Raw genomic sequence first — 21,687 nt, forward strand, 5'->3', positions numbered from 1 at the left:
CGGGGAGGTACGGCGGATCAGGCCAGGTCGAAGCGGTCCAGCTCCATGACCTTCGTCCAGGCGGCCACGAAGTCGCGGACGAACTTCTCCCGCGCGTCGTCGCTGGCGTAGACCTCGGCCAACGCCCGCAGCTGCGAGTTGGAGCCGAAGATGAGGTCGACCGCGGTGGCGGTCCACTTCACCTGGTCGGTCGCCAGGTCCCGGATCTCGTACACGTGCTCCTCGGACTCCGCCGCCTTCCACCGGGTGCCCGGGGAGAGCAGGTTGACGAAGAAGTCGTTGGTGAGCACGCCGGGCCGGTCGGTGAGCACGCCGTGCGCGGCGCCGCCGACGTTGTTGCCGAGCGCGCGCAGGCCGCCGACCAGCACGGTCATCTCCGGCGCGGTCAGGTTCAACATGTACGCGCGGTCGATGAGCAGCACCTCCGGCTGGGTCTTCTCGCCCGGCCGCAGGTAGTTGCGGAACCCGTCGGCGCGCGGCTCCATCACCCGGAACGACTCGACGTCGGTCTGCTCCTGCGTGGCGTCGGTACGACCCGCGTGGAACGGCACCGTCACCTCGACGCCGGCGTCCCGCGCCGCCTGCTCGACAGCGGCCGAGCCGGCCAGCACGATCAGGTCGGCGAGCGAGATCTGGGCGCCGCCGGCCGCGTTGAACTCCTGCTGGATGCCCTCCAGGGTGCTCAGCACGGTGGCGAGCTGCTCCGGCTGGTTGACCTCCCAGTTGCGCTGCGGCTCCAGCCGGATCCGCGCGCCGTTGGCGCCACCGCGCTTGTCGGTGGAGCGGTAGCTCGCGGCCGAGGCCCACGCGGTGGAGACCAGCTGGGCGGTGGTGAGGCCGGACTCCAGCACCTTCGCCTTGAGCGCGGCGACGTCGGCGTCGTTCACCAGCTCGTGCGCGACGGCCGGCACCGGGTCCTGCCAGAGCTGGGCCTCGGGCACCCACGGGCCGAGGAAGCGGCTGACCGGGCCCATGTCGCGGTGCAGCAGCTTGTACCAGGCCTTGGCGAACGCCAGCGCGAACTCGTCCGGGTTCTCCAGGAACCGGCGCGAGATCTTCTCGTACGCCGGGTCGACCCGCAGCGACAGGTCGGTCGTCAGCATCGTCGGCCGGTGCTTCTTCGACGGGTCGTGGGCGTCCGGGATGATCGCCTCGGCGTCCTTGGCGACCCACTGCTTGGCGCCACCGGGGCTGGTGGTCAGCTCCCACTCGTAGCCGAAGAGGATCTCGAAGAACCGGTTGCTCCACTGCGTCGGGCGGTCGGTCCAGGTCACCTCGAGACCGCTGGTGATCGTGTCGCCGCCCTTGCCCTCGCCGTACGTGCTCAGCCAGCCCAGGCCCTGCGACTCCAGCGGCGCGGCCTCCGGCTCGGGGCCGACGTGGCCGTCGGCGGGGCCGGCGCCGTGGGTCTTGCCGAAGGTGTGGCCGCCGGCGATCAGCGCGACGGTCTCCTCGTCGTTCATCGCCATCCGGCGGAACGTCTCGCGGATGAAGTGCGCCGCGGCGAGCGGGTCGGCGTTGCCGCGCGGGCCCTCCGGGTTGACGTAGATCAGGCCCATCTCGGTGGCGCCGACGCCGGCCACCATCTCCTTCTCGGAGGCGTAGCGCTCGTCGCCGAGCCAGGCGTCCTCGGGGCCCCAGAAGATCTCCTCCGGCTCCCAGACGTCCTCACGGCCGAAACCGAAGCCGAAGGTCTTGAAGCCCATCGACTCCAGGGCCACGTTGCCGGCGAGCACCAGCAGGTCGGCCCAGGAGATCTTCTGGCCGTACTTCTGCTTGACCGGCCAGAGCAGCCGGCGGGCCTTGTCCAGGTTGGCGTTGTCCGGCCAGCTGTTCAGCGGGGCGAACCGCTGCCCGCCGTCGCCGGCGCCACCGCGGCCGTCCTCGATGCGGTAGGTGCCCGCGGCGTGCCAGCTCATCCGGATCATCAGACCGCCGTAGTGGCCGAAGTCGGCCGGCCACCAGTCCTGCGAGGTGGTGAGGACCTCGGTGATGTCCCGCTTGAGCGCCTCGACGTCGAGCTTGGCGAACTCCCTGGCGTAGCTGAACTCCGGGCCCAGCGGGTTGCCCTTGGAGGAGTGGGCGTGCAGCACCGACAGGTCGAGCTGGTTGGGCCACCAGTCGCGGTTGCTGCGCGGACGACCGCCGGTCTTCGGGGTCGGCGAGTCGATCGCCGGGTTCTCGCTCTCGCTGCCGTGCGCGGTCACGGAGTCGTGCGCGACCGGGCAGCCGGCCGCCTCCTTGGCGTCCACGCCCTGCGGGCTGACGGGCCGGTTGTCCTGGGTGTCGCTCATCTGTTTCCTTCCGAACTGGCGGATCGCTGGGCGGTACGGTCGGCCGCGCAACCGGGACAGGTGCCCCAGTAGACGACCTCCGCCTCGTCCACCACGAAGCCGTGGTCGTCGGAGGCGGTGAGACAGGGGGCGCGGCCGACGGCGCACTCGACGTCGGCGATGGCGCCGCAGGAACGGCACACGACGTGGTGGTGGTTGTCTCCCACCCGCGACTCGTAGCGGGCCGTGGCGCCGGCCGGCTGGATGCGCCGGATCAGCCCGGCGTCGGTGAGTGCCCGGAGCACATCGTAGACCGCCTGGTGGGACACGGTGGGCTGCTCGGCGCGGACCAGGGCGATCACCGCGTCGGTGTCGACGTGCGGGTGGTCGCGCAGCGCGGCCAGCACCGCCACGCGGGGCCGGGTCACCCGCAACGAGACCGCCCGGAGCTGCGTCTCGAAGTCGGCCGTCATGCGACGACCTTAGTCCGGTCTTTTGGAATGAATCAAGTTTTTGCCCAGGTGTGTCGGCCGTCACACCAGCAGGGTCCGGGCGCACGAAAACGGGGGTGCCGCACGCCTTGCGCGCGGCACCCCCTCCCCGGAGAAGGGCTCAGGCGGCGGAACAGCTCGCCGTCGGTGTGTTGCTGTTGCCGTTCTTGTAGAGCGTGATGCCGAAGTTGTTGCCGTTGCCGTTCGGGCGCGCGGTGAGCGTGCCGCTGGTGCCGCTGATCGAGGCGTTCCAGCTGTTCTGCAGGCTCTGCCCGCCCTGGGTCTGGATGTTGACCACCCAGTTGCTGGTGCCGCTGACCGAGAAGGTCACGTTGAACCGGTCGCCCCACTCCTCGGCCCGGCTCACGCTGACCGTGCAGCCACCGTTGTTCGGCGGCGGGGTGGTCGGGTTGCCACCGCCGGTCCCACCGATCGTGATGTTGGAGTTGCCGCTGCTCTGGTAGCCCTCGGTGGCCAGGATCTGGTAGTCGTGCGATCCGAGGTTCATGCCGTAGCGCGACCAGGCGTCGAAGTGGTTGCCGGAGGTGATGGTGCCGCCCACGCGCTTCGACTGGCGGACGCTCCAGTACTGGTAGAACGTCCGGGTGCCCTCGATCGAGGGGGCGTTGACCCGCTGGGTGCGGTAGATGTCGTACGTGCCGCCGTCGGAGGACACCGAGCCCATGTAGCCGCTGCCCGGCGGGCGCCAGCTGCCCCAGCTGTCCACGATGTAGTACTCGACGAGCGGGTTGCGCGTCCAGCCGTAGAGCGTCAGGTACGCGTTGCCGGACGGGTTGAAGCTGCCGGAGTAGCTGACCGTGCGGCGGCCGCCCGGGTTCCAGCCCTTGCCGGCGACGAAGTTGTTGATGTTGCTCCACTGGGTGCTGTACTGACCACCGTTGCCCATGGTCATGGAGACGTTGCCACTGTCCTTCCAGAAGGAATAGAAGTAGCCGTTGTTGGTGCCGGTGGAGTTCGACGTGACGGTGGTGTCGGCGTAGGCCGGACCTGACGCGACGGCCGTCGCCCCGGCGGCGATCAGCGCCACGGCGCAGGCGCCGCCGAGGACCATCCTGAGGCGTCCGCGCCTGCGGATGCCCGTACGGACGGGGGCGTCTTTCATGGACGGGTTTCCTCCCTGTGACGGCTGGCGGGCGGCCAGCTTCCGGTGGCGCGAGCCGCGGGTGCTCGCCCGCCCGCGGACGGCGGGACCGGGGCGACAGCCGCGCCACGGGTGGTGGTCGGACATCGACGTCAATCGAGATACGCCGATGGCCACAGTATTGGAGCCCCGGTTCATCCTGTCAACAAGTTCCGGAAATGTTGTGGTAACCGCTGTCCGGCCCTGAACGGCCGTTACAGCTGCCGGAAAAGAGCATCCGATCAGCGTCGACATGTCGGCGAAGGGCGCCCGACCGCCATTGAAAGCGACTGGATTCCGAAACTTTTCGGACCTGTTCCGGATCAACACTGCCCCTGCTGCTCGGCGCGCGCGAGCGGGCGGGGCCGGGCCGGACAGTCCACATTTGACGGCTCGCCGGTCGGTCGGTTCAATGACGGCCGGACCGGAGTCGGACCCGATTCCGGCCGGGTGAACCGAGGACGTCGCGCACCCGTCCGGCGTACGTCATCACCGGAAGGACCGCCCTGTGACACCCGATGCCCCCGGCGCGCGCCCGCGGCCGCGCCGGATCCCGCGCGGCGTGGTCGCCGCCGGCGCCGCCGGGCTGGCGGCGCTGAGCCTGGTGGTCGCCGCCCTCAGCGGGAGCGTCGCCGCCGCCCGCGACGACGAGCCGGCCGCCCGGACCGTCTCCGCCGAGCACCTGACCGCGATCCGCACCGCGGCCCGGTCCTGCCCCGCGCTGACCCCGGCGCGGCTGGCCGGGCAGCTGATGGCCGAGTCGGGTCTGGACGCGCGGGCCGAGCGGACCGCGTCCGGCGGCCGGGGCCTGGCCGGGCTGGACGACGAGCGGTGGCGGACCTGGGCGCCGTGGCCGGACGCGCAGCGCACCGACAGCGCCGCCAACATCCTCGCGCTCGCCCACCACATGTGCGACCTGGCCGGGCAGGTGCGCGCGGCTGCCGTCCCCGGCGACCCGTGGCGGCTGTCGCTCGCCGCGTTCCACACCGAGTTCGAGGAGGTACGCGCCGCCGAGGGGGTGCCCTCGACGGCGGTCCCGTACGTCGACGAGGCAAGCCGGTACGCCGCCTACTACGGCCGGCAGGACGGTTTCGCCGAGACCGGCCCGGCGAACCGCGAGAGCGAACGCCGGCAGCCCAAGGCGGTCCCCGCCGCGTACGTCCGCCTCGTGGTGCGGGCCGGCTCGGTGTGCCCGCAGGTGCCGCCGGCCGCTGTCGCCGCGCAGCTGATGGCCTCCTCCGGTTTCGACCCGAACCTGCTCGGCGACGGCGGCCGCAAGGGCATCGCCCAGTTCCGGCCCGAGCTGTGGCGTGCGTACGGCCCGTCCGGCGCCTCGCCGTGGGATCCGCAGGCGGCGGTACCGGCGGCCGGCGCCACGCTCTGCGCGCTGCGGCGCGAACTGGCCGCGCTCGACGGCGACCCGGACCTGCTGGCGCTGGCGGCGTACCGCGACGGGACCGACGAAGTGCGCCACACCGGCGGCGACTTCGACGCCAGGACGCAGGAGTTCCTGCGCACGGTCCGGGAGTTCACCGACTTCTACGCCCTCGACGGCCGGCTGCGGGGCACGCCGGTGACTTCCGGCACGCCGTCGCCCGGCACCCGGACGCCGAAGCCGCCGGCCTCGTCGGCCGCGCGCCCGTCCACGTCGTCGCCGGCAGCGGGCACGTCGAAGGAGCCGGAGAAGCCGGCCGCACCGGTCCGCCCGGCCGGCGCGAAGCAACTCGTCGGCAAGGAGACCGGCCTGTGCGCGAGCGGCGGCAGCGGGGACGGCGTACGCGTCGTGCTGCGGGCCTGCCGGGAGGAGCGCTCCCAGTGGTGGACGTTCGCGTCCGACGGCAGCGTCCGGGTCGAGGGCGGCCTCTGCCTGGACGTGGCCTGGGGCGAGAAGCGCGACGGCGTACCGGTGCAGACGGCGTGGTGCAGCGGCAACCCGGCGCAGAAGTGGGAGTGGATCGAGAGCCAGGGCCGGCGGTCGCTGTTCAACCGGGCCACCGACCGCTGCCTGGACGTCGACGGGCACGCCGCGGGCGCACCGCTGAACGCCTGGACCTGCGTGTTCAACGTGAAACAGACCTGGTCGCTGCGCTAGCCGCGCGACCGGTCCGGCCGGCCGGACCGGATCAGGGATTCGAGCCCACGGCCAGCCCGAGCACCCCGCAGCAGGCCACGCCGACGACGGCCAGCAGGACCAGCATGACGCTGTAGTTGGACCACATGCCGAACCGGGTGACGTCGGTGCCGTAGCCGTCGTACACCCGGTTGCGCCACCCGCCGAAGCGGAACGCGAGGTGGTGCGCGGCCCCCGGCTGCACCGCGAGCGTCGTGGTGACGATCGGGACACCCATGAAGTCGGTGTACCGGATGTCGTGCGCGCCGGCCGGCACCGCGACGTGCCATGTCCCCTCGCCGGGGATGGCGACCACCTGACGGTCGATCTTGAAGCGGCTGGTCGCCGGCACGGGGATCAGATACGGCCCGCGGTTCACCGAGACGACGAGCACGCCGCAGCCGGGCGGCGGGGTGATCGGGTGCGGGTAGGCGACCAGCGGGCTGACGCCGCCGGGCATCGGCGGGTACGGCTGCGAGGGGAGGTAGGACACGGCTGGATTCTGGCACGGCCGTGCCAACCGTCGATCCCCGCCGGTCAGCCCGCGCCGGGCGCTCCGGCGTCGGCCAGCAGCCGCTGTCGCATCAGGAACTTGCGGACCTTCCCGGTCGGCCCCATGACCACGTCGTCGTCGGGGACCGTCACCACCCGGCGCAGCGTCGCGGCCACCGCCGGCCCCAGCGCGGCCCGGACCAGGCCGGTACGGTCGGCTGCCGGATCGGCGTCGGCGGTGAGCAGGAGCAGCACGTCGGTCACAGTCGTGCCGTCCTCCCCCGCCGCCGCGAGGACGGTGCAGTCGCGGACGTCCGGGCAGTGCCGGAGGATGCGCTCCTCGGACAGCGCGGTGTACAGCCAGGTGCCGCCGCCCAGGTCGACCGCGTCGCTGGCCCGGTCGACGTGGTGGTAGTCGCCGGCCGCGTCGCGGTACATCAGGTCACCGGTCAGGTAGTAGCCGCCCAGCCGCGTCCGGTACGTGGTGACCGAGTCGTTCCAGTAGCCGAGCGCCAGCGTCGGCGACTTCAGGCCGACGTGCCCCACCTGCCCCGGCGGGACCTCCTCGCCGGTGTCCACGTCGAGCAGCGCGATCTCGGCGAACGGGTACGGCCTGCCGACGCAGCGGTCGTAGCGGTCGCTGCCCAGCCGGTGGGTGATCCGGAACGCGCCGTGCCCCATCTCGGTGGAGCCGAGCATGTCGACGAACTTGGAGCCGGGGACGTCGACCATGCCGTCGCGGGTGTACGCGGGGTGGCTGCCGACGGCGACCAGCCGGCGTACGTGCGCCTCGTGCGCGCAGTCACCGGTGTTGAACCAGTTGCGCACCGAGCTGAGGTCGCGCGTGGTCAGGTCGACCCGGGCCAGTTCCGACCAGGTCACCGCGAAGCCGAAGACGCCGGTGGGACGCCACCGCTCGATCGCGTCCAGGATCGTCTCCGCGCTGCGCTCGAACGGGCCGCCCTGCGCGGACAGGCACAGCAGCTGGTAGCCGTTGCAGAGCGCCTGGTTGAGCGTGATGATGCCGGCGGCGTGCGCGGCCGGCAGCGCGGACATCTCCCGCACCTCGCCGTACGGCCGGGACTCGGTGAGGCGGACCGCGCGGATCGCGGCGAACAGGCCGTGGTGCGAGTGGACGATCGCGGCAGGCACCCGGGTGGTGCCGGAGGAGTGGGTGATGACCACCGGTTCCTCGGGGTGGTGCCGGTGGTGCGGCGGTGCCTGCGCCGGGTCGCCGGTGCCGGTCTGCGCCGCGTCGCCGAGGATCTCCACGCCGAGGTCGTGCCCGGCCAGCGCGGCGTGGTCGGCGTCGACCACCACGCCGGCCCCGCGCAGCCGCCTGATGAACTCGGCCGCCAGCGGGACCGGCATGTTGCCGTTCATCAGCGCCGGGATCGCGCCGAGCCAGGTCAGCGCCAGGAAGTTGAGGAACACGTCGGGCGCGGAGGTCACGTACACCGCGATGGGGTCGGCCCGGCGGACGCCGCGCGCCCGGAACCAGGCGGCCCGGGCCGCGACCCGGTCGGTGAGCGTGGCCAGCGACAGCGGCGTCCAGGCGGGGATGCCGTCGACGTCGGCGTCGAACGTCACCCGGGGCATGTCCATGTCGGCGCCGTGCTCGGCCAGCCTGAGCAGCACGTTGCCCGCGCCCAGCTCCATGTCGGCCGCCAGCGTCGCCCGGAAGTTGTCGGCACCCAACGAGTGGCCTCCTCAGCTGACACGCGTCACGGCCGCGCCCCGTACCGGCCGCCGAGCGGGGACACGATCAGGCTAGAGCGCCCGCCACGCTGAGACAATGGTCGATGTACGGACGGTCAGGAGACCTCGCGGTTGAACAGGTGCGACGACCAGAACAGACTGGCGGCGGCCAGCCCGGACATGATCAGCGCGCCCTGCCACACCACGGTCTGGGTGATCTGGCCGGCGAACAGCGCGCGCATGCCGTCGGTGGCCCAGGCGAACGGGTTCCACACCGCGACCCGCTGGATCCACATCGGCGCCAGCACGAGCGGGATGAGCACGCCGGCGAGCAGCGACACCGGCTGCCCGACGGTGTTCACCAGCACGCCGAGGCTGTTCTCGTTGCGCACCAGCAACGCGATGTCGTACGAGATCGAGGTGCTGAGCAGCACCATCACCGACAGCAGCGCGTACGACACCAGCAGGTTCGCCAGGTGCACCCGCAGGCCGAACGGCAGCGCCACGAGCGTGACCACGACGGCCTGCACCACGTTGAGGCACACGTGCATCAGCGCCCGGCCCAGCAGCAGGCCGGTCCGGCTCACCGGCGTCACCCGGCACCTGTCGATGATGCCCGCCCGCAGCGCGCTGAGCAGCCCGTAACCGGCGAACAGGCCACCGAACAGGCCCATCGCCACGAACAGGCCGGGCACGTAGATCCGGTACGCGTCGGCGTAGGACGCGGCGCCCCGGTCGACCATCACCACCTTGAGGAACGGCGCGAAGAGGATCAGGTAGGTGATCGGCTGGGCCAGGCTGAACGCGACCATCACCGGGTTGCGCACCATCAGGCCGGCCTCCTGCTGGAAGATCAGCCAGGTGTCGCGGACGAGTTTCACGCCGTACTCCTCTCGGCGTCCGGTCACTCGGCGAGCGACCGGCCGGTCTTGGCCAGGAACACGTCGTCGAGGCTGGGCCGGCGGGCCTCGATCGCGCCGGGCTCGATGCCCCGGTCGTAGAGCGCCCGCATGATCTGCGGGATGGCGGTGGCGGCGCTGTCCACGTAGAGCCGCAGCGTGCCGTCGACCGGCTCGGCCGCGTGCACGTACGGCGCCTCGGCCAGCAGCTTCGTCGCGGCCGGCAGGTCGCCGGTCTCGCCCGCGACGTCGGCGGCGGCGAAGTCGACGGCGACCACGTCGCCGGAGATCTCCCGTTTGAGCGCCGACGGGGTGCCCTCGGCCACGATCCGCCCGGCGTCGATGATCGAGACCCGGTCGCAGAGGCTGTCGGCCTCGTCCAGGTAGTGCGTGGTGAGGAAGATGGTCATGCCCTCCTCGCGCAGCCGCCGTACCTCCTGCCACATCCGGACCCGGCTGGGCGGGTCCAGCCCGGCGGTGGGCTCGTCCAGGAACATGACCTGCGGCGAGTGGATGACGCCGAGCGCCACGTCGAGGCGGCGGCGCTGCCCGCCCGAGTACGTCTTGATCTTGCGGTCGGCGAAGTCGTCGAGCTGGAACGCGCGGATCGCCCCGACAGCCAGCTCCCGGGCGACCGACTTCGACAGCCCGTGCATCCGGGCCTGGAGCACCAGGTCCCGCCGGGCGGTGGAGTCGTCGTAGGTGCCGCTGGCCTGCGCCACGAAACCGATCCGCCGCCGGACCTGCGCGGGCGCGCGCAGCAGGTCGACACCGGCGATGGTCGCCGCTCCCCCGCTGGGCCGGATCAGCGTGGCGAGCATCCGCAGCGTGGTGGACTTGCCCGCGCCGTTCGGGCCGAGGAAACCGACGATCTCGCCGCGCCCCACCGCGAAGTCGACACCGCGTACCGCGTCGACGTTGGTGGCGCCGCGCCCGCGCCCGACCCGGAAGGACTTGCGTAGGCCGGTGGCCTCGATCATCGAGCCTCCTCGTGCGGCACGACGCCTGCGCGGGTGCGTCAGGTCAGGCTAGTTCGGCCCCGACTGTTGGACAACGGTCGATGCGTCAGGCGCCGGGACCGTCCGTGCCAACGCGGCGAGGTGCGCCGCCGCCGCGCGGGCGCCGCCGGCCGCCGCGAACGACCTACCCACCCGGCGCGCCCCCGTCCGGTACGCGGGTTCGTCGAGCACCGCGCTCAGCGCGGCGGTCAGCTGCGCCGGAGTCGCCGAGTGAAAGGAGACCTCCAGGCCGGCGCCGGCCCGGCGCACCTGACGCGCCACCGCCGGGTGGTCGTGCCGGATCGGCGCGACCACCACCGGCACGCCGTGGGCCAGCGCCTCGGACACGGTGCCCAGTCCGCCGTGGGACACCAGCGCGTCCAGCCGCGGCATCAGCTCCAGCACCGGCACCCGCGGCGCGACCAGCACGTGCGGCGGCGGGTCGGGCACCAGGCCGGCGGCGGCGGTGAGGACCACCTGGACCCGGTCGGCGAGCGGCGCGGTGGCCGCCGTGATCCGCCGGTAGAAGTCGGCGGCCAGGTGCTCGGCCATCGTCCCGACCGTGACCAGCACGTGCCGGCGACCGGGATCCCACTCCTGCCAGGCGAACGCGGGCGCGTTCGGCCGCCGTCCCAGCGCCGGCCCGGTGAGCACGCAACGCGGCGGAAGCGGCACCGGGCCGGTCAGCGCCGTCGTGGTCAGGCCGATCACGAGGTACGGCGAGAAGCGCAGGTCGATCGTCTCGTCCACCGGCACGTCGGTCATCGCCCACACCCGGCGGACCTGGGCGTCCACCCAGTCGGTGAACTCGGGCATCTCCTCGGTCGGCGGGGTCAGCTCCAGCATGCCGACGCAGAACGTCGCCCACGGCAGCCCGCGGCGGTGCGCGGCCAGCGCGCCCGCGAGCGCGTACTGGTCGGCCACCACCACGTCCGGCCGGTACCGCTCGACCGCCGCGTCGGCGGCGTCGCGGACGAACCGGTTGGCGGGCAGCACGTGCCCCTCCCAGAGGCTGCGCACCGAGGCCGCCCCGGACGCCCCGTCGGGGGGGTAGTAGCGCTTGCCGGTGGGGAACAGCGCGGCGTCCGGGCCGACCAGCGGGTACAGGTCGCTGCGCGGCCCGACCCAGGCCACCTCGTGCCCGGCCGCCTCCAGTTCCTGGGCGATGGCGACCGGGGCGTGCAGATGGGACTCCACCGGCAACACGACGAACAGGAAGCGAGCCACGTCGATATGATCGCACGCGCGTTGACATCCACCTGTGTCACTGATCTGATCCGTGGCGTGACGGTACGCGTATGACGGCGATCGACGCCGTCTCGGTGTTCCTGCCGCAGCGCCGGGTGCCGGTCGAGAGCCTGGCCGCGCCGCTGGGCCTGAGCGACATGCAGGTCCGCCTGTTCCGCCGCTTCCACGGCCTGACCGAGGTCCGCCGCGACCCCGGGCTGTCCCTGACCGACCTGCTGCTGCGCGCCGCGGCCGGCCTCACCACGCTGTCCGCGCTGCGGCGGCGGGTGCGGTTCGTGGTGTACGGGAGGGCGTTCCCGGTGGTCACCCCCTATCCGGTCAACCCGCTGCACGAGGTGTGCCGCACGCTCGGGCTGGGCCACGCGCTCGCGTTCACGCTCACCCAGCAGTCCTGCGCGAGCGCGCTGGCCGCGATCGACGTGGCCGGGCGGCTGCTCGCGTCCGAACCGGACACGCCGGACGGTCCACCGCTCGCGCTGGTGCTCACCGGGGAGAAGGCGTTCACCCGCGACGCCCAGTTCATCCCGGAGACGTCGGTGTTCAGCGAGGGCTCCTCGGCCTGCCTGCTCAGCGCCGGTGGTGGCCGGGACCGGCTGCTCGCGTACGCCTGCCACCAGCGGGGCGAGTTCGACGTGGCAGGCGGCGAGTCCCCGGCGCGGTTCCAGCGGGCGTACCGGCCGGCGCTGGCCGAGGTGATCGGCCGGGCGCTGGACCGGGCCGGCACCGGGCTGTACGAGCTGCGGCTGGTGCTGCCGCACAACGTCAACCTGATGACCTGGAAGCGGCTGTGCCGGCTGATCGGGCTGCCGCTGGACCGGGTGCTGCTGGACAACGTGACCGAGACCGGCCACGTGTTCTGCGCCGACGCGTTCGTCAACTACCGCACCGCCCGGGAGCGCGGCCTGCTCCGGCCGGGTGACCGGTACCTGGTCGCGGCGGTGGGCGCCGGGGACGGCGCGACGTTCGCCGCCATGGTGTTCGAGCACTGACCGGCGGACGGGAGGCCACCATGGACGACGGGCTGCGCCTGCTGCGGGCCGCGCGACTCACCGTCACCGGCCCGGCCGCTCTGCTCGGCGATCCCGCGCTGCGCGGCCGTGCCGCCGAGTACGTGGCGGACCTGACCCGGCCGTACGGGCTGCGGGTGCCCGACGGTCTGTTCGACGCGCCGCCGGGGGCGCTCGGGCAGTCGTACGGGGAGATGGCCGCCGAGCTGATCCCGGCCGTCGTGCCGCCGGACGAGCCGGTGGACGTGCTGGTGCTGGCGTTCGCCGTGCACGACGTGCTGCCCGGGCGGGCCACGGCGGCGTACCTCAGTCACGTGTGCCCGGGCACGCCGATGTCGTTCGCGCTCTGCGACCAGGGATCGGCCGCGGCGTTCACCGGGCTGCGGATCGCCCGCGAGTACGGGTGCCGCCGCGCCCTGCTGGTCACCGTCGAACAGGCGGTCCTGCCGTACGACGCGGGGGTGCCCGTACCGGCCCGCCACCGGGCCGTGGCCATGCTCTGGGGCGCGCTCGCCGGCGACGGCGCGCACCGCGGCGACGGCCACGCGACCGGGGACACCGCGCGGCACGGCGGCACCGCGCGGCACGGCGGCGACGGCGCGACCGGCGGCGACGGTGGGGCCGGCGGTCCCGAGCGGATCGGGCTCGGCGGCGGGGCGCGGGTGACCGCGCTGCGCCAGCACACGGACGTCCGGGCGGACGACGTGGCCGCGCTCGCGGCGGGCGAGGTGCGCGAGCTGACGGCCGGACGTACCGATGTCGCGGTCGTGCTCGGCGCGGACCTGGCCGCCGCGTGGCCCGGCCACCGCGGTGACACTGTCACGACCGGTCCGGCGAGGCAGCCGTCCACGGGCCTCTGGTGGGCGCTGCTGGACCGTCTGGCCGGGGACGCGACGCGACCCCGGCCGGTGGTGGCGGCCGACTACGAGCCCGGCCTGGGCTACCTGAGCGTGGTCGCGCTGGAGCCGGTCGGACGGTCAGAGCCCGTCGGCGAGCGCGGCGCGCACGAACGCGCACAGCCGCTCGTTGGCCTCCGGGGAGCCGACGGTGATCCGGACCCCGGCGCCGGGCAACGCCATCACCAGGATGCCCGCCTCCCGGGCGCGCTCGGCGAACCGCACGGCCCGCTCCCCCAGCGGTAGCCACACGAAGTTGGCCTCGCTGGGCGCCACGGTGAGCCCGAGGCCGCGCAGCGCGCCGATCAGGCCGGTACGTGCCGCCACCAGTTCCGTGCACCGCCGGGTCAGTTCCGCTTCCACTTCCGGTGTCAGGCTCGCCACCGCCGCGGCCTGGGCGAGCGCGCCCGGGAAGAACACCGCCCCGGTGAGCGCGGCGGCCCGGGTGAGGCGGGGCGGCACCACGGCGTACCCGACGCGCAGCGCGGCCAGCCCGTACGCCTTGGAGAACGTGCGCAGCACGCAGACGTTGTCGTACGCCCGGTACAGGTCCATCCCGTCCGGTGAGCGCGGGTCGGTGACGAACTCGCGGTACGCCTCGTCCACGATCACCGGGACGTCGGCCGGGACGCGGTCCAGGAACGCCTCGACGTCGTCGCGGCGCAGCGCCGCCCCGGTCGGGTTGTTGGGGTTGCACAGCAGCACGCACCGGGTCCGCTCGGTGACCGCGTCCGCCATCGCGGGCAGGTCGTGGTCGTACCCGCGCATCGGGACCGGCACGGCGCGGGCGCCGGCGTTGCCGATGATCAGCGGGTAGCCCTCGAAGGACAGGGCCGGGTGAACGACGTCCGGGCGCGGCCCGAGGGACTGCACGAGGTGCTGGCACAGGCCGGCCGAGCCGGAGCCGACGAGGATCGCCTCGGGGCCCACGCCGAGCCGCGCCGACAGCGCCGCCACGAGCGCCGACGACGTCCGGTCCGGGTAGCGCTGGAGCGTCGCGGCGGCGTCCTCGACCACCCGCCGCACCCCCGGTAACGGCGGGTAGGGCGTCTCGTTCATGGACAGGTCGGCCGGCGGTTGCGTCCCGACGGCGGTGGCAGGCGTCATCATCGCTCACTTTCCGACGGGACCGGTGGGGACGTGGTGTGCGCGTGCCGGTCGGCCAGCAGCCCGAGCTGGTACAGCCGGTCGAGGGCGGAGAGCGGCCGGACGTCGGTGCCGGAGAGGTTCCCGGCGGTGAGCCCGAGCAGCCGGGGGTTGGCGGCGGTGCGGCGCATCATCCGCGCGCCGAGCAGCTTCGGCAGCCCGGACACGGCGGTGATCATGCGGGAGGCGTTGTGGCTGACGGTGGCGACGTGGTCCAGCCGGGGCCGCCGCGCCGCCTCGAAGGCCCGCAGCGCCCGGTCCACGGCGGCCGGTTCCGGCGCGCCGCCCTCGGCGGCCAGGCAGGCGGCGAGCGTCTCGGCGTCGCCGAGGGAGCTGTTGACGCCCTGCGCCGCCATCGGGTGCACCGCGTGGGCGGCCTCGCCGGCGAGCGCGAGACCCGGTACGGCCAGTCGTGCGCTGCGCAGCCGGTAGACCGCGAGCAACTGGCGCCGGTGCAGGCTCGCCCGCACGGCCGGGCCCAGCGGGCGGATCGCCGGCACGTCGGCGAGCAGCCGCTCGCACCACGCGTCCAGGTCGGCCCGGCCCCGGAACTCGTCCGGCGTGACCTGCACGTAGAGGCGGCACCGCCCGTCCGGCAGCGGGTAGACCAGGCAGAGTCCCCGGCCGGTGCGGTAGGCGGACACCTCGTCGGCCACCGCGGCGCCGCCCACGTCGAACGCGACCAGGCCGTGCGGGTACTCCCGGCGCTCCACGCCGATCCCGGCCGCCCGGCGCAGCGGCGACGACATGCCGTCGGCCGCGACCACGAGCGGCGCCGCGACGTCCCGCTCGGCGCCGTCCGCGACGACCCGGACGCCGCCGACCCGGCCGTCGCCGTCGCGCCGGACGCCGGTCACCCGCACGCCCCACCGGACCTCCACGGTGGCGGGCAGCCCGTCGGCGAGGACCGCGCGCAGGTCGCCGTAGTCGGCGCAGAGGATCTGCCGGTACGCCCCGGGCAGGCCGGCGTAGTCCAGGCAGAGCAACGGCTCGCCGTACGCGTCGCGGATGGCCAGCCGCCCGACCGCACGCGCGCCGGCGGCCCGCAGGGCGTCCAGCGCGCCCCAGGAGTCGAGGATGCGTACCGTCTCGGGCTGGAGGATCTCGCCCTTGGCGATCGAAGCGGGGGCGCGCTGCCGGTCGAGCACGAGCACCCGCAGGCCGAGCTCGCCGAGCGCGTGCGCGCAGGCCAGCCCGCCGGCGCCGGCGCCGGCCACCACCACGTCGGCGGTCATCGGGCCACCGCGTCCGGTGCGGCGCCGGATCGCGCGGCGGCGGCGCTGCGGTACTCACCGAGCGCCCGCAGCGCGAGCGCCTGGGTGATCACCGCGTTCGGGTACCGCATGTGGTGGCGGATGTAGTTGCAGACCCGGGCGGCGGGCCAGGCGCCGTCCGGTCCGGCGGCGGCCACCAGCCGGGCCACGCCCCGGTCGACCGCGTCGGCGGCGTCGGGATCGCCGGTGGCGAGCAGGCCCTGCACCGCCCAGGACGTCTCCTCGACGGTGCCGTCCGTGCCGTCGCCCGGGCCCCACGAGCCGTCGGGCAGCTGGGTGTCGCGCAGCCACCGGGCCGCGCGGCGCACCACGTCGTGCCGGGCGTGCCCGACCCGGGACAGCGCGGCGACCACCACAGCGGTGCCGGAGGTGTGGTCGCGGTACCAGAGGTTCTCGAACGTGCCGTCGGGCGCGGCGCGGGTCAGCAGCCAGGCCGCCGCCCGGGCGATCGCCGGATGGTCGTCCGGGTGCCCGGCGTCGTGCAGCGCGAGGATCGCCTGGCTGGTGATGGCCGGGCAGGGGCCGTCGTTGGCGAGCCGGGTGTCGCGGACCCACAGGCTCCACGAACCGCGGCTGTCCTGGCGGCCGGCGAGCCACGCCAGTCCCTGGCGCAGCACCGGGTCGGCCCCGGCGCCGGGGAGGCCGGCGAGCGCGGAGAGGATCTCGGCCGACTCCAGCGTGACCGGCCAGCCCCGGGCGTTCGAGTAGCTCCACCCACCCGGCGGCACGTCCAGCGCCTCGAACGCCTCCGTCTTACGGGCGGCGTGGAGGAAGTCCCGGGTGGCGTGCAGCCGGGGATCGTCGGCGTAGCCGGCCGCGATCAGCCCGGTCGCCGCGTACCCGGACCGGGTGAGGTCCAGGTTGGTGACCGCGTCCCAGGAGCCGTCGGGGCGTACCGCCCGGCGCAGCCAGCCGACTACGGCGCGGGCGATGTCCGGCGCCTCGCCGCTGCGGGCCAGGCCGAGCAGGACGAGCGCGGCCGGCCACGGATCCTCGCTCAGCGCGCCGGTGCGGCCCTCGTGGTCGTGGATCGACCGCAGCAGCCGCACCGCCGCCGGACGGGCCCGGCGAAGCGTGGCCCGGCGCAGTCGGCCGGCGGGCAGCATGTCGGCCTGCATGAGCGCGAGCCCGACGAACGGCGCGGTCCGGAACGACAGGCGCTGCCGGCGTACCCGGTCGAACAGGACGATCTCCAGCGGCAGCCGGCGCAGCGGGCCGGCCTCGGCGGTCATCCCGGCCATCGTGAGCAGTTGCCGGCACAGCAGCGAGATGGCCGGATCGGTGATCGTGTCGACGCCGCCGAGCGCGGCCAGCCGGGCCCGGCCCGCCGCGATCGCGTCGGCGCTGTCGGCGGGCGCGGTCAGGGCCAGCGCCGCGACCGCCACGGCGGTGGGTACGACCTCCGTGCCGGCGCCCACGACGCCGCCCCAGCCGCCGTCGTCGTGCTGCGCCCGGCGCAGCCACGCGGTTCCGGCGCCGACCAGGTCGGCACAGCCGGACGGGTCGGCGGCGTGCAGCGCGGCGACCGCGCCCGCGGTGCCGAGCACCGAGGCGGGCGGGTCGTCACCGAAGGCGCCGTCGGGTCGGCGGCGGCGGAACAGCGCCTCGGCGCCGTCGGTGAGAGCCTTCCCGACGGCCTCGGCGGTCACAGCGGTCATGGCGCGTCCTCCAGCGGCAGTCGACTGCGGGTGGCGAGGGTCAGGCCCGCGACCGGCGGGCCGAGTTCGTGCCGGACGCGCATGCCGCGCTGCGCCAGCCAGGTCAGCAGCACCATCGGCAGCGCGAGCGCGAGCTGCACGGCGACGCCGAGGCCGAGCCCGACGGCCGCCGAGGCCAGCACGACCCGCTCGACGACCAGGACCGAGTGGGCGCGCAGCGCCACCAGGACGGGCATCCCGTCGCGGCGCGCCACCAGCGGGGCCAGCGCGGCGACGCCGGTGACCAGGACGACGAGCACCGTGGCCAGGTACGCCACCCGCGTGCCCGCCTCGGCCAGCAGCCCGGCGGTCACGGCGGCGCCGATCGTGACGGCGTAGAGCGCCACCACGGTCCGCACGGCCACCGGCACGCCCCGTCCCACCGGCAGCGTCCGGTAGCCGCCGGCGCGGTCACCGTCGATGTCGCGCAGCGCGCCGACCAGGTTGGACATCGCGTCGTGCGACCAGAACGCGACGACGAGCGCGAGCAGCACCGGCACCGCCCAGGCCCGGTCCGGCGCGAGGCCGGCGGCGAGCGCGCCGTAGCCGAGCGCGACCGCGCCGAGAGCGCCCCGAACCAGGTTGCCGGCGATCCCCCGGGCCTTGAACCACCTGCTGTACGCGACGATGCCGCACCCGGCCAGCAGCGCCGCCACCGTGGTGCCCCAGCCGCCGAGCACGGCCAGGACGCCGAGCGCGGCGAAGCAGGCGCTGCCGCACCACAGTGCCGTGCCCGCGCGCAGCCGGCTGGACGGGATCGGCCGGTGCGGCTTGCTGCCGGCGTCCAGCTCCCGGTCGAAGTAGTCACCGAGGTAGTGGCCGCCCAGCCAGCCGGCGGTGGGCGCGGCCCAGGCCGACAGCAGCAGCCACGGGTCGCGCCGTCCACCGGCGACCGCGGCGCCGGCCAGGCCGACCAGGCCGACGTACCAGAGGGTGTAGGGCCGCCAGGTCTCCACGTGGGCCCGTAGTGCTCGCACGGCGCCGGCCGTGCTCACGCCATCTCGCTCGTCATCCAGGCCGCGATGCCGGTGAGCACGTCCGCGCTCGCGGACGGGGTGAGCACTGCCAGCTCGGCGCGGGCCCGCTCGGCGTGCTCCAGCATCCGCCGCCGGGCGCCGTCGACCGCGCCGGTGTCGCGGAGCAGGGCGGTGACCCACTCGACGTCGCCGGGGCCGGCGCCGCGCCGGTGCAGCACCGCCAGCAGCTCCACACGGGCCGCGTCGCCGACCGCGTCGTACGCCAGCAGCAGCGGCAGGGTGGGGCGACCGTTGTTGAGGTCGCTCGTCGCCGGTTTGCCGGTCCGTTCCGGGGTGGACAGGTAGGACAGCAGGTCGTCGCGGATCTGGAACGCGGTGCCGACGTGCCCGCCGTAGCGGGCCAGCGCGGCCGACACCAGCGGGTCGGCGCCACCGAGCAGCGCGCCGATGTGGCACACGGCGCGGAACAGCGAGCCGGTCTTGAGCCGGATCATCTCCGGGTACCAGCGGGCGCCCGCGTCCAGGTCGCCGACGAGCCGTTCCTCCAGCGCCTGGCCCCGGCACAGGTCCTGGCCCGCCTCGGCGAGCGCGGTGACGGCGGCGACGACCGACGCCGGGGGCACGGCCCGGCCGCCCTCCACGACGGCCCGGAAGGCGTGGAAGATGAGGTGGTCGCCGGCCACTATGGCACCGGGGATGCCGTACGCGACCGGGACCGCGGGCCGGCCGCGGCGCAGCGTGTCGGCGTCGATGATGTCGTCGTGCACGAGCGTCGCGACGTGCAGGTACTCGGTGCCGAGCGCGGCGGCGAGGACGTCCCGGGGCGACCCGCCCACCGCCTCGGCGGCGTGCAGCGTCATCATCGGGCGGAGCATCTTGCCCGCCGGCAGCAGCGCGTAGCGCACGATCGCGTCGAGCTGGTCGGGCGTCTCCGGCCAGCGCCGGCCGAGTTCGGCACGCAGCAGCCGCCCCGATTCGCTGCGGGCCAGGTCGTCGATGAAGGGCGGATATCGCGTGGAGCCAGCAACCGTCATGACGCGTCGACCCTTTCGCCAGGGATCGGCTAGTCGCCACGCGAGACGTTACCGCTCGCCCCTCCCGCGAACAACCATTGATAAATGCGCATGCACATGGGTGGCCGCAAATGTCGTGACAGCATTCTTCAGCACAATGACCGATGCCCAGAGAAATCCGCCGTTTGGCCCACGGCCGCCATGTCGATGCATATACGTCAATGTTCGGGCGGACGGGACGGCACCGGACAGGTGCGGCCCCGCCGGGCCCGCTCAGGCGCCGGCGGCGAACTCCATGAGCGTCAGCCCGTCGGTGCCGTGGTAGGTGCGCCGGGGCGCCAGTCCCGCGGCGGCGGCCAGCACGGCGAACTCGGGCAGCCCGCGCTCGCGCCCACCGACGAGCACCAGCATGCGCAGGTCGTACGGCGACAGGTGCGGCACGTGCGGCACCGTCGGCAGCACCTCGATGACGAGCACCCGGCCCGTACTCCCGGCCGCCTCGGCGCAGCGCCGCAGGATCGCGGTGGCGTGGGCGTCGCTCCAGTCGGTGAGCGCGCGGGAGACCACGTACACGTCGGCGCCGGGCGGCAGCGGGGCGAAGAAGTCCCCGACCACGGCCCCGGCCCGGTCGGCGAGGCCGCACGCGGCGAAGGTCGCGGCGGCGGTGGCCACCGGCTCGTCGCGGTCGACGAGCGTGCCCCGCAGGTGCGGATGGGCGCCCAGCACCTCCCGCAGCAGCCCGCCCGCGCCCCCGGCCACGTCGACCACGTGCCCGACCTCGTGCCAGGGGTAGAGTGCCGCGACCTCCGGCGCGGTGAACCGCTGCTGGCTGAGCATCAGCGCGTCGAAGTAGGCGCGGTGGTCCGGGTGGGCGTCGAGGTCGGCCCAGAAGTCGCGCCCGTGCACCTCCCGGTAGCCGGGTCCGCCGGTGCGGATCGCGTGCGGCAGGCCCGTCCACGCCAGGTCCATCCGCGCGCCGAGGCCGGCGAGGTCCAGGTAGGCGCCGTGGCCGCCGCCGTCGCGGTCGCAGAGCAGCTCGCCGACGTCGGTCAGGCCGAACACGTCCGGCGACACCTCGACGAACACGCCCCGGTGCACGAGGTAGCGCAGCAGCCGGCCCAGCGCGGAGACGTCCGCGCCGCAGGCGTCGGCCAGCTCGCCCAGACCGGTGACGCCCGCGGCGATCCGGTCCGGCACGCGCAGCGTCACCGCCGTGCGTACCGCGAACGGGGTGGCCAGGTCGGTGAGCCGGTCGAGCCGCTCCCCCGCGTCACCCTCGATCGGGGCATCGATCGACACCGGCGCCTCCTCCCGCGTCGCGGGCCGGCACCGCCGCCCCCGCCGGTGCGAATGCTTCCAGGCGTACGGCGGGTGAGTCAACGACGACGGCTGGTTAGGACATTCATGGACGTGGAACAATGCGCGGACCAGCCGTGGCGCGCAGACCGGAGGGATCATCGATGACCACATCCATCGCGGCCGAGGTCCGGCTCGTCTCCGGCGCGCTGGGCGCCGAGGTCCACGGCATCGACCTGAACACGCTCACCGACGAGGGCTTCGCGCTGATCCACGACCTGCTGCTGAAGCACCAGGTGGTGTTCCTGGCCGGCCAGACCGGGCTGACGCCGCAGGCGCACGTCGCGTTCGGCCGCCGCTTCGGCGAGGTGGAGCTGCACCCGTATCTGCCCCGGCTGGACGGGCACCCGGAGATCGTCGTGATCGACTCCGCCGACGGCGGCAAGGTCGACGTCTGGCACACCGACATGACGTTCCACCAGAGCCCGCCGATCGCCTCGATCCTGCACCTGATCCATCTGCCCGAGGTCGGCGGCGACACCATGTGGACCAACCAGTGCCGGGTCTACGAGGCACTCTCCGCGCCGATGCGGGACCTGCTCGACGGGCTGACCGCCGTCCACGTCATCCGGATCGGCACCGAGTTCACCAGCCGCGCCGAACATCCGGTGGTCCGGGTGCACCCGGAGACCGGGCGCCGCTCGCTGTACGTCAACCGGCTGTTCACCTCGCACATCCCGCAACTGACGCGCAACGAGAGCGACGCGCTGCTGGAGCACCTGTTCACCTTCTCCGAGAGCCCCCAGTTCACCTGCCGGTACCGCTGGCGGACCGGGGACGTCGCGGTGTGGGACAACCGGGTCACCCAGCACTACGCCGTCAACGACTACGACGGCCTGCGGCGCGGGCAGCGGATCACCGTGCTCGGCGACCACCCGGCCGGGAACCCGCCCCGGTGGGAGCACTACGTGCCGGCACCCGGCGAGCGCTACTGGCCGGGCCGGGTCAACGCGGTGGAGAGCTACTGACCG

17 protein-coding genes are annotated in these 21,687 nt (G+C 74.1%); 3 read left to right on the forward strand and 14 right to left on the reverse strand.

Annotated elements, in window-relative coordinates:
* Window positions 1–17: 17 nt before the first annotated feature.
* The 3 genes from katG to ACN27D_RS34530 form a co-directional block, all read right to left on the reverse strand.
* Window positions 18–2,294: a catalase/peroxidase HPI gene (gene katG / locus ACN27D_RS34520; RefSeq protein ID WP_358171617.1), complete on the reverse strand. Its 2,277-nt coding sequence runs from the start codon at window positions 2,292–2,294 to the stop codon at window positions 18–20.
* Window positions 2,291–2,746, reverse strand: a complete 456-nt coding sequence (locus ACN27D_RS34525) for a Fur family transcriptional regulator (RefSeq protein ID WP_421501030.1) — start codon at window positions 2,744–2,746, stop codon at window positions 2,291–2,293. Before ACN27D_RS34525 ends, katG begins: the two co-directional genes overlap by 4 nt.
* Window positions 2,747–2,885: 139 nt before the next feature.
* The gene (locus ACN27D_RS34530) at window positions 2,886–3,887 is read right to left on the reverse strand and encodes a glycoside hydrolase family 11 protein (RefSeq protein ID WP_013286852.1); all 1,002 of its coding nucleotides are present in this window, start codon (window positions 3,885–3,887) and stop codon (window positions 2,886–2,888) included.
* A 526-nt stretch (window positions 3,888–4,413) separates the two neighbouring features.
* Here ACN27D_RS34530 and ACN27D_RS34535 point away from each other — a divergent pair.
* On the forward strand, window positions 4,414–5,997 hold the full coding sequence (locus ACN27D_RS34535; RefSeq protein ID WP_421501031.1) for a ricin-type beta-trefoil lectin domain protein: 1,584 nt from the start codon (window positions 4,414–4,416) through the stop codon (window positions 5,995–5,997).
* 31 nt (window positions 5,998–6,028) lie between these two features.
* On the opposite strand, the gene ACN27D_RS34540 is transcribed toward ACN27D_RS34535, so the two are convergent.
* From ACN27D_RS34540 to ACN27D_RS34560, 5 genes are all read right to left on the reverse strand, one after another.
* Window positions 6,029–6,508, reverse strand: coding sequence for a hypothetical protein (locus tag ACN27D_RS34540; RefSeq protein WP_013476423.1), 480 nt, complete (start codon window positions 6,506–6,508; stop codon window positions 6,029–6,031).
* Window positions 6,509–6,552: 44 nt separating this feature from the next.
* Entirely contained in the window at window positions 6,553–8,205 is a 1,653-nt protein-coding gene (locus tag ACN27D_RS34545; protein ID WP_396853885.1) for a class I adenylate-forming enzyme family protein, read from the reverse strand.
* Window positions 8,206–8,321: 116 nt separating this feature from the next.
* Window positions 8,322–9,086, reverse strand: a complete 765-nt coding sequence (locus ACN27D_RS34550) for an ABC transporter permease (protein ID WP_013476421.1) — start codon at window positions 9,084–9,086, stop codon at window positions 8,322–8,324.
* A gap of 23 nt (window positions 9,087–9,109) precedes the next feature.
* A complete protein-coding gene (locus ACN27D_RS34555; RefSeq protein ID WP_121685340.1) occupies window positions 9,110–10,084 on the reverse strand; it encodes an ATP-binding cassette domain-containing protein in 975 nt (324 codons plus the stop codon).
* 48 nt (window positions 10,085–10,132) lie between these two features.
* The gene (locus ACN27D_RS34560; protein WP_421501032.1) at window positions 10,133–11,329 is read right to left on the reverse strand and encodes a glycosyltransferase; all 1,197 of its coding nucleotides are present in this window, start codon (window positions 11,327–11,329) and stop codon (window positions 10,133–10,135) included.
* A 71-nt stretch (window positions 11,330–11,400) separates the two neighbouring features.
* On the opposite strand from ACN27D_RS34560, the gene ACN27D_RS34565 reads away from it, so the two are divergent.
* Complete coding sequence (locus ACN27D_RS34565; RefSeq protein WP_421501033.1) at window positions 11,401–12,339, forward strand: 3-oxoacyl-[acyl-carrier-protein] synthase III C-terminal domain-containing protein; 939 nt, start codon at window positions 11,401–11,403, stop codon at window positions 12,337–12,339.
* 995 nt (window positions 12,340–13,334) lie between these two features.
* On the opposite strand, the gene ACN27D_RS34570 is transcribed toward ACN27D_RS34565, so the two are convergent.
* The 6 genes from ACN27D_RS34570 to ACN27D_RS34595 form a co-directional block, all read right to left on the reverse strand.
* A complete protein-coding gene (locus ACN27D_RS34570) occupies window positions 13,335–14,360 on the reverse strand; it encodes a histidinol-phosphate transaminase (protein WP_421501034.1) in 1,026 nt (341 codons plus the stop codon).
* On the reverse strand, window positions 14,360–15,634 hold the full coding sequence (locus ACN27D_RS34575; RefSeq protein ID WP_421501035.1) for an FAD-dependent oxidoreductase: 1,275 nt from the start codon (window positions 15,632–15,634) through the stop codon (window positions 14,360–14,362). Before ACN27D_RS34575 ends, ACN27D_RS34570 begins: the two co-directional genes overlap by 1 nt.
* Window positions 15,631–17,331, reverse strand: a complete 1,701-nt coding sequence (locus tag ACN27D_RS34580) for a prenyltransferase (RefSeq protein ID WP_421501036.1) — start codon at window positions 17,329–17,331, stop codon at window positions 15,631–15,633. The genes ACN27D_RS34575 and ACN27D_RS34580 overlap by 4 nt, the downstream gene beginning before the upstream one ends.
* Window positions 17,328–18,365: a UbiA family prenyltransferase gene (locus ACN27D_RS34585; protein WP_121685334.1), complete on the reverse strand. Its 1,038-nt coding sequence runs from the start codon at window positions 18,363–18,365 to the stop codon at window positions 17,328–17,330. Before ACN27D_RS34585 ends, ACN27D_RS34580 begins: the two co-directional genes overlap by 4 nt.
* Window positions 18,362–19,381, reverse strand: a complete 1,020-nt coding sequence (locus tag ACN27D_RS34590; RefSeq protein ID WP_421501037.1) for a polyprenyl synthetase family protein — start codon at window positions 19,379–19,381, stop codon at window positions 18,362–18,364. Before ACN27D_RS34590 ends, ACN27D_RS34585 begins: the two co-directional genes overlap by 4 nt.
* A gap of 252 nt (window positions 19,382–19,633) precedes the next feature.
* Window positions 19,634–20,659 carry a methyltransferase gene (locus tag ACN27D_RS34595; protein ID WP_421501038.1) on the reverse strand — a complete coding sequence of 342 codons (1,026 nt, stop codon included), beginning with the start codon at window positions 20,657–20,659 and terminating at the stop codon, window positions 19,634–19,636.
* A 161-nt stretch (window positions 20,660–20,820) separates the two neighbouring features.
* On the opposite strand from ACN27D_RS34595, the gene ACN27D_RS34600 reads away from it, so the two are divergent.
* Entirely contained in the window at window positions 20,821–21,684 is an 864-nt protein-coding gene (locus tag ACN27D_RS34600; RefSeq protein ID WP_121685331.1) for a TauD/TfdA dioxygenase family protein, read from the forward strand.
* Window positions 21,685–21,687: the final 3 nt, after the last annotated feature.

Source organism: Micromonospora sp. WMMD1274 (genome assembly GCF_049179035.1).
Taxonomy (GTDB): Bacteria; Actinomycetota; Actinomycetes; order Mycobacteriales; family Micromonosporaceae; genus Micromonospora; species Micromonospora tulbaghiae.

Excerpts from the sequence above, each read along its gene's own strand:
- katG (WP_358171617.1), bottom strand. The coding sequence starts at position 2,294 with ATGAGCGACACCCAGGACAACCGGCCCGTCAGCCCGCAGGGCGTGGAC.
- ACN27D_RS34525 (WP_421501030.1), bottom strand. The coding sequence starts at position 2,746 with ATGACGGCCGACTTCGAGACGCAGCTCCGGGCGGTCTCGTTGCGGGTG.
- ACN27D_RS34530 (WP_013286852.1), bottom strand. The coding sequence starts at position 3,887 with ATGAAAGACGCCCCCGTCCGTACGGGCATCCGCAGGCGCGGACGCCTC.
- ACN27D_RS34555 (WP_121685340.1), bottom strand. The coding sequence starts at position 10,084 with ATGATCGAGGCCACCGGCCTACGCAAGTCCTTCCGGGTCGGGCGCGGG.
- ACN27D_RS34565 (WP_421501033.1), top strand. The coding sequence starts at position 11,401 with ATGACGGCGATCGACGCCGTCTCGGTGTTCCTGCCGCAGCGCCGGGTG.
- ACN27D_RS34570 (WP_421501034.1), bottom strand. The coding sequence starts at position 14,360 with ATGACGCCTGCCACCGCCGTCGGGACGCAACCGCCGGCCGACCTGTCC.
- ACN27D_RS34575 (WP_421501035.1), bottom strand. The coding sequence starts at position 15,634 with ATGACCGCCGACGTGGTGGTGGCCGGCGCCGGCGCCGGCGGGCTGGCC.
- ACN27D_RS34580 (WP_421501036.1), bottom strand. The coding sequence starts at position 17,331 with ATGACCGCTGTGACCGCCGAGGCCGTCGGGAAGGCTCTCACCGACGGC.
- ACN27D_RS34590 (WP_421501037.1), bottom strand. The coding sequence starts at position 19,381 with ATGACGGTTGCTGGCTCCACGCGATATCCGCCCTTCATCGACGACCTG.
- ACN27D_RS34600 (WP_121685331.1), top strand. The coding sequence starts at position 20,821 with ATGACCACATCCATCGCGGCCGAGGTCCGGCTCGTCTCCGGCGCGCTG.